General features: G+C 72.4%; 14 protein-coding genes. All 14 read right to left on the bottom strand.

From position 1 onward, the window contains the following. Nucleotides 1-7 precede the first annotated feature (7 nt). A complete protein-coding gene (locus tag ACFVYN_RS19880) occupies nucleotides 8-1,606 on the bottom strand; it encodes an acyl-CoA carboxylase subunit beta (protein ID WP_390000152.1) in 1,599 nt (532 codons plus the stop codon). Continuing rightward, the gene (locus ACFVYN_RS19875) at nucleotides 1,603-2,469 is read right to left on the bottom strand and encodes a 4'-phosphopantetheinyl transferase family protein (protein WP_390000149.1); all 867 of its coding nucleotides are present in this window, start codon (nucleotides 2,467-2,469) and stop codon (nucleotides 1,603-1,605) included. Before ACFVYN_RS19875 ends, ACFVYN_RS19880 begins: the two co-directional genes overlap by 4 nt. Then, entirely contained in the window at nucleotides 2,466-3,782 is a 1,317-nt protein-coding gene (locus ACFVYN_RS19870; RefSeq protein ID WP_390000146.1) for an MFS transporter, read from the bottom strand. Before ACFVYN_RS19870 ends, ACFVYN_RS19875 begins: the two co-directional genes overlap by 4 nt. Next, entirely contained in the window at nucleotides 3,779-4,657 is an 879-nt protein-coding gene (locus ACFVYN_RS19865) for an alpha/beta hydrolase (RefSeq protein ID WP_390000144.1), read from the bottom strand. Before ACFVYN_RS19865 ends, ACFVYN_RS19870 begins: the two co-directional genes overlap by 4 nt. Before the next feature lie 4 nt (nucleotides 4,658-4,661). Then, entirely contained in the window at nucleotides 4,662-6,185 is a 1,524-nt protein-coding gene (locus ACFVYN_RS19860) for an FAD-dependent monooxygenase (protein ID WP_390000381.1), read from the bottom strand. Nucleotides 6,186-6,318: 133 nt separating this feature from the next. Then, on the bottom strand, nucleotides 6,319-7,812 hold the full coding sequence (locus tag ACFVYN_RS19855) for an FAD-dependent monooxygenase (protein WP_390000141.1): 1,494 nt from the start codon (nucleotides 7,810-7,812) through the stop codon (nucleotides 6,319-6,321). 2 nt (nucleotides 7,813-7,814) lie between these two features. Next, nucleotides 7,815-8,765: an aromatase/cyclase gene (locus tag ACFVYN_RS19850; protein WP_390000139.1), complete on the bottom strand. Its 951-nt coding sequence runs from the start codon at nucleotides 8,763-8,765 to the stop codon at nucleotides 7,815-7,817. A 208-nt stretch (nucleotides 8,766-8,973) separates the two neighbouring features. Continuing rightward, complete coding sequence (fabG, locus tag ACFVYN_RS19845; RefSeq protein ID WP_390000136.1) at nucleotides 8,974-9,762, bottom strand: 3-oxoacyl-ACP reductase FabG; 789 nt, start codon at nucleotides 9,760-9,762, stop codon at nucleotides 8,974-8,976. A 139-nt stretch (nucleotides 9,763-9,901) separates the two neighbouring features. Further along, nucleotides 9,902-10,177, bottom strand: coding sequence for an acyl carrier protein (locus tag ACFVYN_RS19840; RefSeq protein WP_390000134.1), 276 nt, complete (start codon nucleotides 10,175-10,177; stop codon nucleotides 9,902-9,904). Nucleotides 10,178-10,250: 73 nt separating this feature from the next. Next, complete coding sequence (locus ACFVYN_RS19835) at nucleotides 10,251-11,462, bottom strand: ketosynthase chain-length factor (RefSeq protein WP_390000131.1); 1,212 nt, start codon at nucleotides 11,460-11,462, stop codon at nucleotides 10,251-10,253. Beyond that, on the bottom strand, nucleotides 11,459-12,730 hold the full coding sequence (locus ACFVYN_RS19830) for a beta-ketoacyl-[acyl-carrier-protein] synthase family protein (protein ID WP_390000128.1): 1,272 nt from the start codon (nucleotides 12,728-12,730) through the stop codon (nucleotides 11,459-11,461). The genes ACFVYN_RS19835 and ACFVYN_RS19830 overlap by 4 nt, the downstream gene beginning before the upstream one ends. Beyond that, nucleotides 12,727-13,056, bottom strand: a complete 330-nt coding sequence (locus ACFVYN_RS19825) for a TcmI family type II polyketide cyclase (protein WP_390000125.1) — start codon at nucleotides 13,054-13,056, stop codon at nucleotides 12,727-12,729. The genes ACFVYN_RS19830 and ACFVYN_RS19825 overlap by 4 nt, the downstream gene beginning before the upstream one ends. Nucleotides 13,057-13,120: 64 nt before the next feature. Further along, nucleotides 13,121-13,255 (bottom strand): hypothetical protein, encoded by a 135-nt coding sequence (locus ACFVYN_RS19820; protein WP_390000123.1) that lies wholly within the window; start codon nucleotides 13,253-13,255, stop codon nucleotides 13,121-13,123. A gap of 27 nt (nucleotides 13,256-13,282) precedes the next feature. Next, nucleotides 13,283-13,402, bottom strand: a 120-nt coding sequence (locus tag ACFVYN_RS19815) for a biotin/lipoyl-containing protein (RefSeq protein ID WP_390000378.1), incomplete at its 5' end; no start/stop codon positions are given.

Genomic DNA, 13,402 nt, shown 5'->3' with positions numbered 1-13,402 from the left:
AGGCCTCCTACTGGGGCGGGTTGCCGTGCTTGCGGGTGGGCAGGGCGGCGGACTTGGTGGCGAGCATGGCCACGGCGCGGCTGAGGATCAGCCGGGTCTCGCGGGGGTCGATCACGTCGTCGACGAGTCCGCGCTCGGCCGCGTAGTAGGGGTGGACCAGCTCGTTCCTGTACTCCTCGATCTTCTGTCGGCGCATCGCCTCGGGATCGTCGGCGGCCGCGATCTCACGGCGGAAGACGACGTTGGCGGCGCCCTCCGCGCCCATCACCGCGATCTCGTTGGTGGGCCAGGCGAGGGCCACGTCGGCGCCGATGGAGCGGGAGTCCATGACGATGTAGGCGCCGCCGTAGGCCTTGCGCAGGACGACGGAGACGCGCGGCACGGTGGCGTTGCAGTAGGCGTACAGCAGTTTCGCCCCGCGCCGGATGATGCCCTCGTGCTCCTGGTCGACGCCGGGCAGGAAGCCAGGCACGTCCACCAGGGTGATCAGCGGGATGTTGAAGGCGTCGCAGAACTGCACGAACCGCGCGCCCTTTTCGCTCGCCCTGATGTCGAGCACACCGGCCATGGAGGCGGGCTGGTTGGCGACGATGCCCACGACGTGCCCGTCGAGGCGGGCCAGCGTGCAGACGATGTTGGTGGCGAAGGCGGCGTGGACCTCCAGGTGGTCGCCGTCGTCGACGATCTCCTCGATCACCTTGCGGATGTCGTAGGAGCGGTTGCCGTCCTCGGGGACCAGGTCGAGCAGGGCGTCGCCGGGGCGGTCCGCCGGGTCGCCCGTGGGGTGGGTGGGCGGCAGTTCGCGGTTGTGGGAAGGGAGCAGGGAGAGGAGGTAGCGGACCTCTTCGAGGCAGGTGCGCTCGTCGTCGTAGACGAAGTGGGCGACTCCGGAGATGCCGCCGTGCACGTCGGCGCCGCCGAGGCCGTTCTGGGTGATCTCCTCGCCCGTCACCGCCTTCACGACGTCCGGCCCTGTGATGAACATCTGGGAGATGTCGCGTACGGCGAAGACGAAGTCGGTGAGGGCGGGGCTGTAGGCCGCGCCGCCCGCGCACGGGCCGAGCATCACCGAGATCTGCGGGATGACGCCGGACGCCTTGGTGTTGCGCTGGAAGATGCCGCCGTAGCCGGCCAGGGCCGAGACGCCCTCCTGGATGCGGGCGCCCGCACCGTCGTTCAGCGAGACCAGCGGCGCGCCGGCCGCGATCGCCATGTCCATCAGCTTGTGGATCTTCTGGGCGTGAGCCTCGCCGAGGGCGCCGCCGAAGATGCGGAAGTCATGGGCGTAGACGAAGACCGTACGGCCCTCCACGGTGCCCCACCCGGTGATGACGCCGTCGGTGTACGGCCTCTTGGCCTCCAGACCGAATCCCTGGGCCCGGTGCCGGCGGAGTGCCTCGACCTCGGTGAACGAGCCGGGATCGAGGAGGAGTTCGATGCGTTCGCGGGCGGTGAGCTTGCCCTTGGCGTGCTGGCGTTCGGTCGCCTTGGGGTCGGCGCCCGTGCGGGCGAGCTCCTTGATGGTGTGCAGCTCCGTGAGGCGGTCCACCTCAGGAGCGTCGGGGACGGTGTCCAGCACGGGAACCTCGGGATCGGTGACGGTCATGATGCCTGGGCCCTTTCCTTCCTGTTGCTGCTGTTGACGAGGGCGTGCGGGCGTACGGAGAACGGATCGTTGGCGCGCAGCACGGTGCGCAGGCCCGGTTCGACGGCGGAGATCAGCTCGACGGCGTCCCGGGCGTACAGCGACTCGACGGGCACCGGGTACAGGGCGGCCCGCCAGTCCCTGCCGCCGGCCAGCGCCGCGGCGCCGACATGGCCGTCGCACAGGGGCGTGTTGCGTACCGTCCAGCCGGCCGGGCGCCAGGACTCGGCGGCCTCGCCGAGGTAGTCGAGGTTGGCCGCGCGGGCGAGACCGGTGCCGAGACCCTTCAGATAGGCCTCCTTACGGGACCACAGCCGGGCGAAGGCGGTCTGCCGCCGGTCGGCCGGGAGCCGGGTGATCTCCTGGCGCTCGGCCGGGTGCAGCAGGGGCAGACAGGCGTCGACGGTCTCCTGCGACGGCATCGCCTGGACATCGACGCCGACCCGGGTACGGGCCACCGCGACCAGGGCCAGGCCGTGGCTGTGGGAGAGCGAGAACTCCGGGGCGCCCGGCAGATCGACCAGCACCGGCCGGCCGTGCCGTTCCCCGCACTCCTCGCACCACTCGCGGCCGATGGGCAGCCGCCGGGGTTCGACGCCGGTGTAGACCGACAGCACCCGGCGCAGGCCCACATGGGCGGCGACATACATCTGCCGGTCGCTGTGCCGGCGGTAGGCGGCGGCGCGCCGCAGCTCGTCCTGGTCGAGTTCGCCGACCGGGACGTCGCGCGGCGAGGCCGGGGACGGCAGCAGCCAGATGTGCAGGTCCGTCGGACCCAGTTCCCGGGTGCTGCGTGGGGCGTTCGGTACGAGGGGGAGGTTCACGGGCGGCTCCCGGTTCCGTTCTTGGGTGGGTGCAGGTACGCGGCAGGCGCTGCCGCGAGTCGGGTGTCGCTGCGGTCGGCGACCGCGGCGACGAGGGCGGCCGCCAGCGAGATCAGGCCGCCCGCCCACAGCGCGGAGCGGGTGCCCAGGTACTGGCTGACGGCGCCGACGAAGAGGGCGCCGAGCGGGGCGCTGCCCTGCAGGATCAGCGTGTAGAGGGCCATGACCCGGCCGCGGTGTGCGGGGTCGCTGCCCAGTTGGATGCGGTGGTTGGCGGCCTGCGCGAAGTACAGGGAGGCGAAGCCGGTCGGTACGAGCAGTGCCAGCGCGATCGGCAGGTTCGGTGCCCATCCGGTGGCCGCCGCCAGGGCCCCGAAGGAGGCGGCCCAGCCGATGACCAGGCGGGCCCGGGGGCGGCCCCGGCGCAGGGTGCCGGTGAGGGCGGCCAGGAGCGATCCGGCGGCGAGCGCGGCGGTGAGCAGGCCGAAGGCGGCGGCGTCGGTGTGGAAGACGGTACGGGCCATGAGCGGCAGGGTCAGCTGAAGGTTCAGGCCGAACAGCGACACCGCCGCGAGCAGGGCCAGCGTCGCGACCAGGTCGGGCCGGGACCGCAGCTGGGCCAGGCCCTCGGTGACCCGGGCGTCGCGCCCGGCGGGCCGGGGTGAGCGGTGCAGTTCGCCGGGCCGCATGGCGCGCAGTCCCGCCACCGTCGCCGCGTAGCTCGCCGCGTTCAGGAGCATCACGGTGCCGGTGCCTGCCGTCTCGATGAGCAGCCCCGCCAGGGACGGCCCGAGCACCCGCGCGATGTTGAAGTAGGCGCCGCTGAGCGCGGAGGCGTTGGGCACCAGGTCCCGTCCGACGAGCTCGGCGATGAAGGACAGCCGGGCCGGCACCTCCACGGCGCCCGCGACGCCGAGGGCGAGCGCGAACACGTAGACGTGCCACAGCCGGGCCGCGTCGCCGGTGACCAGCAGGCCCAGCAGCAGTGCGAGCACCCCGGAGACCACGTTGGCCCCGGTCAGCACGGCGCGCTTGTCGTGGCGGTCGGCGATCCGGCCGCCGTACAGGGTCAGCAGCAGCATCGGTGTGAACTGGAGCGCGGTGACCGTGGCGAGCGCGGTGCCGGAGTCGCCGGTCAGGTCGAGGACGAGCCAGTCCTGGGCGACGACCATCATCCAGGTGCCGGTCGCGGACGCGACCTGACCGGCCGCGAAGAGCCGGAAGTTGCGTACGGTCAGCGAGCGCAGGCCGGTGGCCAGCAGCCCTCGGGTGCTGGCCGACGAGGCGGGTGTGCCGGATCCGGATGCGGTCATGGACCGTCCCGCTCCGGAAGGCACTCCTCGAAGAAGGCGAGCGCGCGCAGGTGGTAGGCGCGGGCCGTGCGGCCCAGACTGATGTTGTGGCCGGCGTCCGGCTGCCGGTCGACGACCACCCGCGGCGCGGCGCTCAGCCTCGCGCGCAGGTCGTCGAGGGCGGCGGCGTCGTGCTTCCACCACAGTTCGTGCTCGGCGAACGTCAGGCGCACCGGGACGCGCACCCGCGGGGCGAGCGCGTCGAACACCTCCGGCCAGTCCGAGGCGGCCCGCAGCTCCTGTTCCGGGATGGGCTTCACGAGGTCGGCGCTGCGCCGGAAGGTGGCGGGCGGGTAGAGGCCGAGGCGGCCCCAGTTGTGCTTCCAGCGGGCCCGGTCGGGTCCGGCGAGCAGTTCCGCGGAGCGCGGGGCGTAGCGGTGACCGCAGCCGGAGATGTCCAGGCCCAGCAGATCGGCCGGCGGCGCTTCGGCGGCCACGGTCAGGGCGAGCTTGCCGCCGAAGGAGTGCGCGAGCAGGAAGGTTCCCATGCCGACGTGGTGGTCGGCGCGGAAGTGGTCGAGCGCGGCCCGCAGGACGCGGGCCTGCCCGGCGAGGTCCAGGCCCTCGGGGAGCCCGGCGGCCGAGTCGCCGTAGCCGGGCCGGTCGACGGCGAGGACCGCGAACCCCAGATGCGCTCCCAACGCGCAGAGGGAGGCGTCCGGTTGGGCCCCGCCGTCGAAGTAGCCCGCGCTCATCCCGGCCCCGTGCAGCGCGATGACGGTGGCCCGCGGCGGCGTGTCCTGAGGTGCGCTCAGCAGGGCCGACAGGGTGTGGCCTGCGGCATCCAGGGTGATCCGCCGCACGCGCGGACCGACGGACAGGGGCGCGGTGGTCATGGTGCTACGCCACCTCCGGGATGCCGAACCAGTGGTGGAGGGCGGTGACGAGGCTGTCGATGCCGGCGGCCACCTCGTCCTCGTTGGCCTGAGGGGCGTCAGGGGTCGTCGTGGCGGGTGCCGGTGCGGCGTCGCTCGGGTCGTCCATCGGGTGGGGATCCTTTCTTCCGGTGGCCCAGGCCACGTGGCCGTCCGGGCGTACGAGCAGGGCGGTCGCTCCGAAGAAGGCCTCGGGGCTCTCGGGGGTGGCCGTGACGACCGAGACCCGGTCGCGCCAACCGGCCGCGGCCTCCCGGAGGTCCGGGTCGTCGGCGAGGTCGAGCAGGACGCCTCGGGCCGGGTGGAGCAGGTCGGTCGTGGTGGTCCGCGTGCCGTCGACCTGATGCAGGGGACGTGGGGGCAGGCGCCGGCCGAGGAGGGGGTGGGTGCCGGGGCCGAGGTCGTAGGTGATGTCGAGGTGGCTGACCACGCCGGCCAGTCGGCGGCGGACCTCCGGCAGGCCCATCAGCTCGCCGAAGACCTTGCGTACGGGGTCGGCCTCGGCGCCGCCGAGGAAGATCATGCCCTGTGCGCGAGTGTTCATCAGCAGTCGCGCGCCGACGGGATGCCGTTCGTCGTGGTAGGTCTCGAGGAGGGCGTCCGGCATGTCCCCACGGACCACCGCTGCCAGTTTCCAGCCCAGGTTGACCGCGTCCTGCACGCCCGTGCTGAGCCCCTGGCCGCCGGCCGGGAGATGGACGTGCGCGGCGTCCCCGGCGAGCAGCACCCGGCCCCGGCGGTAGGCGACGGCCTGCCGGGTGGCGTCCGTGAAGGAGCTGACCCAGTCGGCGCCGCCCCCGGCCAGTGACTCGCCGGTGATGCGCTCCCAGGCGGCCGCGACCTCGTCGAACTCCACCGCCTGCGGCCGGTCCCCGGCGGGCGTGCCGTCCTCGCACACGATGATCCGGTCGACACCCGGCGCCAGCGGCGCGGCCATCACCATGCCGTTCTCCAGCCGCTCACCCAGGAAACGGGGGCGGATGTCGCAGCCGGTGACGTCGGCCAGGTACATGCGGCGCGTGGCCGGCAGCCCGGGGAAGCCGACACCGGCCGCCCTGCGTACGACGCTCTGTCCGCCGTCGCAGCCCACCAGGTACGCGCCGCGCACCCGCTGTTCGCCCTCGGGTGTGGCCGCCACGATCTCGACGCCGTCCCCGTCGTCGGCCAGCTTGGCCAGCTCCCAGCCCCGCCGTATGTCCGCGCCCAGCTCGCCGGCCCACTCCTCCAGGACGGCCTCGGTGCGGGACTGCGGGACGCCGCGCGCGCCGAAGTGGGCGTCCTCCAGGACGGTGTAGTCGAACTGCACGCCGCCGAAGTGGCCCATCGGGCTCTTCTCCAGCGTGCCGAAGCGCGGCAGCAGCCCGCGTTGGTCGAACACCTCCATCGCGCGGGCCGTGAATCCCAGTCCCCGGGACTGCCCGGTCGGCTCCGCCAGCTTCTCCACGACGACGACCCGGGCTCCGCCCAGCCGTAGTTCCCCGGCCAGCATGAGGCCCGTCGGCCCCGCGCCGACAACGATCACATCCGTGTCCACAGCGCTTCCCTCTCCGTGCCTCGCTGAAAGTGAGACGAACCAAGGCGGAACGTTCCGCCTTGTGGTGCCCGGGGCGGTCGGATCCCGGTCACAGCCCGGGGTCGGGCCTGCCGAACCAGTGGCGGATCGCCGCCGTCGCCGCCCACGGATCCGTGCCCGCCCAGGCGACGTGGCCGTCGGGGCGGACCAGCAGCGCCTCGGCGTCGTGCAGCGGCCCGGCGGTGTCCGGTCGTACCGCCACCGAGGTGACCCGGTGCGACCAGACCTTGCCGAGCCAGCGCAGTTCGGCCCGGGCGGAGTCCGCGACGAGCAGCAGTCCGCGCCCGTCCCGCAGCAGCTCCGCGACCCCGACCGGACCGTCCGGCGTGGACAGCGTGCCGAGCGGGAGCCGCGCCCCGAGCAGCGGATGGGTGCCGCCGCCCACGGGGTAGCGGATGTCGAGCCCGGTGATCATCGCCGCGAGGTGGTCCCGCGTGGGTCCCGCCGCGATGAGCTCGCCGAGCACGGTGCGTGCCGCCTCCACCTCCGGCCCGCCGAGCAGCAGCAGCGCCTGGGCCCTGATGTTGGCGAGCACCCGACGTCCGACCTCGTGCCGCTCGTCGTGATAGGTGTCGAGCAGCCCCTCGGAAACCCGGCCGCCGGCCACCGCGGCCAGCTTCCAGCCGAGGTTGGCCGCGTCCTGGAGGCCCAGGTTGAGCGCCTGGCCGCCGCTCGGCATCTGACGGTGGGCGGCGTCCCCGGCGAACAGCACCCGCCCGTGGCGGTACCGCTCCAGCTGCTGGTTGGCGTCGCCGAAGGCGTTGAGCCACACCGGGCGTCCGCCGCCGATGTCCTCGCCGGTGACCTGTCGCCATACGTCGACGACCTCGGCGAAGTCCGGCGGCGCCGTCCGCCGCCGGGCCGGGCGGCCGAACGCGTGCACCATCACCCGGGTGACCCCGTCGGGCATCCGCGCCGCGATCGCCAGCCCGTGCTCCCGGCGCTCGAAACGCCGGTTGGGGATGTCGATCCCGGCGATGTCCGCCCGCAGCAGCTCCCGCCCCGCCGGGGTCCCGGGAAAAGCCGCGCCGGTCAGCCGCCGCACGGTGCTGTCCTCGCCGTCGCAGGCGACGACGTACGCCGCCCGCAGCCGCCGTATGCCGTCCGGGGTGTCGGCCGTGACCTCCACGTACCCGTCCTCGGGTCCGTCGTGCTGGGTGAGTTCGCGCACCTCCCAGCCGCGCCGGACGTCGGCGCCGAGGGCCCCGGCCCAGTCCTGGAGGAGTTCCTCGGTCCTGGTCTGGGGCACCTTCCACTGGCCCGAGTACGGGCCGGGCACGGTCAGGTCCATCGGTACGCCGCCGAAGTGGCCGCGGGGCTCGCGCGGCGGGTCGCCGAGCGCGTCCAGCAGGCCGCGGCTGTCGAACAGCTCCACGGTGCGGGCGTGCAGCGTGGAGGCGCGGGACTCCGCGGTGGGGGTGCGCAGCCGTTCCAGTACGACGACGTCGGCGCCGCCGAGAAGGAGCTCGCCGGCGAGGAACAGGCCGACGGGGCCCGCCCCCACCACGATGACCCGGGTGGCCCGGGAGGTGTCGGTGGCCATGGTCAGCGGCTCTTCTCCGCGTGGTCCCTGGCGTGGCCCAGCGTGGCGCGGCTGTTGGTGCTCAGTGCGCCCTGGACGTAGTCGCGGGCGTCCTCGACGGTCGCGTCGGGGCCGAGGATCCGCTGGATGTTGTCCGGGTTGAGCACGACCGTGTGCTGCGAGGTGGCGGCGACCCCGCGCGGGTACTCCTCGAACGTCCACATACCGGTGTGCAGGGTCATCAGGGCCGGCAGGGTGACCTGCTTGTAGGCGATCGCGCGGTGCGGGAAGGTCACCCGGTACGACTTGGTGGTGTGCGTCGAGCCGTCCTTGGCCCGGGTGTCCATCTCCAGCACCTGCAGGCCGGGCGTGGGCTCCTCGAACCGGACGCGGGCCACATGCGGCAGCCGGTCCACCCAGCGGTCGGCCTCGTTGATGAAGTCGTAGACGTCCTTGGCCGAGCCCTCGATCAGCACCGTGTCCTCGAAGGAGAAGGTCAGCTCGCGCGTGGCGTGGGCCCGCTCGACGTTCTCCTTCAGGGCGGCCAGCTCCGAACGGGAGTTGCGGTCGACGGCCTCGTCGATCCAGGCGAGGCTCTCGGGGTCGTCGTCGATGGCGCGGTAGTCGTGCAGCAGCCGTACCAGCGCGTCACCGCCCGGCAGCTCCTCGATCACCCAGGTGCCGCCCATCGCGGCGACCGGGGGCGCGGGGACCTCCTGACGGAAGGTGATCCGTCGGTTCTCGGGGTCCAGGGTGCGTCGGGAGGTCCAGCTCTTGGCGGTGTCGTTGGCGGTGGCCCAGATACGGATGCGCTCCTCACGCTCACCCGACTCCAGGTGGTCCACGTGAATGGTGGGCGGGAAGATCTGCGGCCAGTTCTCCACCTCCGCGATCAGGCGGTAGACGGCTTCTGCGGGAGCCGAGACGGTGATCTCGTGCGCCACCTCGCGGGTCGTTGCTTCCGTCGTGGTCACGTCCTCGTCCTCTTCTTCCTGTTGTCGGTCCGGCGGTCGGGGGTCGGGTCCGGGCGGGTCCGGGCGGGTCCGGGCGAGCGCGGTGGGCCGAGCGGGCCTGGCAGGTCCAGGCGGGCTCGGTGGATCCGGACGAGCACCCGTCGGTCCGGCAGGCCCGTGGGCCTATGCGCGCCCTGGTCGGTCGGGGCGGGGTCGGGTCGGAGCTGGGTCAGAAGTTGCCCAGGCCGCCGCAGACGTTGATCGCCTGAGCGGTGACCGAGGCGGCGGTGTCGGAGGCGAGGTAGCCGACCATCCCGGCGACCTCCTCCGGGGTGGAGTAGCGGCCGAGCGGGATCTTGGCCTGGAACTTCTCGAGGATCGCGTTCTCGGTGGTCTCGTAGGCGGCGGCGTAGCCCTGACGGACCCGCTGGGCCATGGGGGTCTCGACGTAGCCGGGGCAAACCGCGTTGACGGTAATGCCGGTCGGCGCGAGCTCGTTGCCGAGAGCCTTCGTGAAGCCGACGACGCCGTGCTTGGAGGCGGAGTAGGGGGCGCCGAGGACCACGCCCTGCTTGCCGGCGGTGGACGCGATGTTGATGATCCGGCCCCAGCTGCGGCCGCGCATGCCGCCGGTGTTGAGCACCTCGCGGGTCAGCCGGAAGACGCTGTTGAGGTTGGTGTCGATGACGTCGTCCCACAGTTCGTCCGCGAGGTCGGCGGTCACTCCCCCGCCGCTGCGGCCGGCGTTGTTGACGAGGATGTCGACGGCACCGAAGCGGTCGACGGCGGCCTGCACGAAGGCGCGGACCGCGTCCCGCGAACGGACGTCCACGACGGCGCCGTCCGCCTCCACGCCCTCCTCCTGGAGCTGCTTGACCGTCGCGGCCACGTTGCCGGCGTCACGCGCGCCGATGAACACGCGGTGCCCGGCGGCGCCCAACTGCCGGGCGGCCGCCAGGCCGATGCCACTGGTGGCTCCGGTGATCAGTGCGACCCGCTGCGTCTGCTGCTGCGGCATGCTCTTTCAACTCCTCTGGATGGAAGGCTGCGTGGACTGCGAAAGGGGTGGGGGGTACCGCCGCCGGTCCAGTGGGGTGTCCGGCGGCGGCACACAGGCGTACGGCATCCCGCTGTGTCGGGCAGGGCAGGGCGAGGCGTCAGGCGGCGGCCTGCGTCCCGTCCTCCATCTGGGCGTTGACCGCGTCGACGAGGGCGCGCGGGGTGTTGCTCTCCGACAGGACGTCGTCGTCCAGGACGATGCCGTACTCGCGCTCGATGCGGCCGCCGGTCTCCAGGAGCGCCAGCGACTCGTAGCCGAGGTGCTCGAAGTCCTCGTCGAGGATGTCGCCGTCGAGGTCGACGGTCTCCTCTGCCCCGGCGCCCTCGATCAGGATGCGCTTGAGGTCGTCGAGGGTGAACTGCTGCGTTTCCACGTGGAGTTCCTTTCGGATGTTTCGGATGATTCCGATGGTTCGGGTGTCGGGGAGCGGTGGCCGGTCCCGGCGGTCAGGCGACCGCGCGTACGACCGCCGCCGAGTTGAAGCCGCCGTGGCCGCGGGCCAGCACCAGCGCCGTCCGCAGCGCGGCGTCGCGCGGCCGGTCGACGACCAGGTCGAGGGCGTAGTCGGGGGACGGCGTCACATGCACCGTCGGCGGGATCACTCCGTCGCGCATGGACAGGAACGCGGTGGCCAGGTCCAGGGGTGCCGCGCCCGAGGAGAGGCGGCCCGTCATCGTCTTCGGCGCGGTGACCGGGACGGCCCTCGGTCCGAAGACCGCCGTGATCGCTTCCGCCTCGATCCGGTCGAGCTCGGGGTCGGCCGCCGCGTCGCAGAACACGACGTCCACCTGCTCGGCCCCCACCCCGGCGTCGTCCAGGGCGAGTTCGATCGCCCGGCGCAGGCCCGGCGGACGTCCGCTGCCCGGCGCGGGGTCGAACGTCGCGGCGTACCCGGCGATCTCGCCGTAGATCCGCGCGTCGCGGGAGCGCGCCGACTCCTCGGACTCCAGGACGAGCAGCGCACCGCCCTCACCCGGCACATGACCGTCGGCCGCCCGGTCGAAGGGCAGATACGCCTGGCTGGGCTCGTCGCGTGTGGTCAGCCGCTGCGCGGCGAGCTGGGCGACCCAGCCCCACGGGCAGATGGAGGCGTCCACGGCCCCGGAGACCACGACCGCGGTGCCCTTGCGGATCTGCCGGCGTGCCTGCGCCACCGCGTCCAGACCGCCGGCCTGGTCGCTGACGACCACGCTGCTCGGGCCCTTCATGCCGTGTCTGATGGAGATCTGGCCACTGTTGACGGCGTAGAACCAGGCGAACGACTGGTACGCGCTGACGTACTGGCTGCCCCGGCTCCACAGTGCCTGCAGCTCACCCTGACCGAACTCGAAACCGCCCGACGAACTCGCCGTGACCACACCCATGCTGGACCCGGGCAGCTCCTGCGGCCGTATCCCGGCGTCCTCCAGCGCCCAGTCGGCGGCGACCAGCGCCAGCCGGGTCATCCGGTCGGTCTGCGGCAGCAGCCGGCTCGGCAGGTGCTCCTCGGCCGCGAAGCCGGGGATCTCACCGGCGAGCCGTGCCGGGTACCGCGACGGGTCGAAGCGGGTGATCCGCCCGATGCCGCTCTTGCCGGCGAGCGTCGCCTCCCAGTAGTCCCGGACACCCAGTCCGTTGGGGGCCGTGACGCCCAGCCCCGTCACCACCACCGCGGTCATGCCATGCTCCTCTCGGGACGGGCGAGCACCATCGCGCTCTGGAATCCGCCGAACCCGCTGCCCACCGTCAGCACCGCGTCGGTGAGCTGCTCGCGCGCGGTGACCGGCACGTAGTCGAGGTCGCACTCCGGGTCGGGGGTGTGCAGGTTCGCCGTGGGCGGCACCACGTGGTGCTCCATGGCCAGCGCGGACGCGGCGATCTCGATCGAGCCGATGGCGCCGAGCGAGTGCCCCACCATCGACTTGATGGAGCTCACGGGAGTGCGGTAGGCGTGCTCGCCCAGGCTCTTCTTGAACGCGGCCGTCTCGTGGCGGTCGTTCTGCTTGGTGCCGGAGCCGTGGGCGTTGATGTAGTCGATCCGGTCCGCGTTCATCCGGGCCTCGTCGAGCGCCACCGTGATGGCCTCGGCCATCTCCGCGCCGTCCGGCCTCAGACCGGTCATGTGGTACGCGTTGCTGCGGGTGGCGTAGCCGGCGATCTCGGCGTAGATGTGCGCCCCGCGCCGCCGGGCGCTCTCCAGTTCCTCCAGGACGAACACCGCGCACCCCTCACCGAGCACGAACCCGTTGCGGGTGCCGTCGAAGGGGCGCGAGGCCTGCTCCGGGTCCTCCCTGCGCGGGGTCGTCGCCTTGATGGCGTCGAAGCAGGCCATGGTGATCGGCGAGATCGGCGCGTCGGACGAGCCGGCGATCATCACGTCGGCCGAGCCCTCGCGGATCAGCTCGACCGCGTAACCGACCGAGTCGATGCCGGAGGTGCAGCCGGTGGACACCACGGAGTTGGGGCCCTCCGCGCCGACCGTCCAGGCGACCTCGGCCGAGAAGGAGCTGGGGACGAAGTAGTTGTACAGATGCGGTACGGCGTACTCGTGGTCCACCAGGTGCAGCCGGCCGCCGTCGCTGACGATCCGGTACTCCTCGTCCAGACCCGTCGTGGCGCCGACCGCGCTGCCGATGGTGACGCCCACCCGGTGCGGATCGTGGGCGGCGAGGTCGATCCCGCTGTCGGCGACCGCCCCGCGTGCCGCGACCACGGCGAACTGGGCGGCCCGGTCCATCCGCCGGATCTCCTGCGGGGCGAGCCCGTGCTGCTCCGGGTCGAAGTCCATCTCCGCGGCGACCCGCGACCGGAAGGGGCTCGGGTCGAAGAAGGTGATCCCCCGCGTGGCGGTGCGGCCTTCGCTCAGCATGTCCCAGAAGGGGTCCTTGCCGACGCCGCCCGGCGCGAGCACCTCGATTCCGGTGATGACGACGCGACGGCCGCTCATCGGGAGGCCTCCCAGGAGTAGAAGCGGGTGGCCATCGCGTCGGCGGGGGACCGCCAGGTGGCCGGGTCGTACGCCTGTATGTAGGGCTTCAGGTCCTCGCTGATGCGCACGAAGCGCTCGTCCGACTTGGCCTTCTCGATCAGCTCGCCGCCGTTGTCCGCGTCGAAATCCTGGAGATGGAAATAAAGGCCTTGGTACTGGAAGAGCTGGCGGCGTCGAGTGCCCATCAGGTGCGGCATCTCGGACTCGTCGAACGCGCCGAACAAACTGGCGACTTCGGCTGCCGAGCCCGGTTCCATCCGAGCCACGATCAAAGTGCTGTGCATGAGCTCTCTCCTTGGAAAAGGGTGCGTGGGACGTGGGGGAACGGGAAGGGAAAGTCGAATTCCGTCAGTCGATGCCCCGGCAGATGTGCGGGCGGTCGCTGTCGTTCTCGTCGTCCTCACCGGCCAGGAGCCAGGCGGGCGCCGGCGGCACGAGCGTGTCGTGCCCGTCGTACGACGGGGATTCGGTCTCGGAGTACATCTGGGTCTCACCTCCCTCGGGACGTACTCAGTCCTTGATCTCGCAGATGGGCACACCGGCGGCGAGGGAGGCGCCGACCTCGGCCGACAAGTCCTTGATGGTGCCGGTCTTGTGGGCGTTGAGGGGCTGTTCCATCTTCATGGCCTC

The organism is Streptomyces sp. NPDC058307, from assembly GCF_042880295.1.
Classification (GTDB): domain Bacteria; phylum Actinomycetota; class Actinomycetes; order Streptomycetales; family Streptomycetaceae; genus Streptomyces.
The sequence above is the reverse complement of the archived record's forward strand: the minus strand, read 5'-3'. Positions and strand labels throughout refer to the sequence as shown.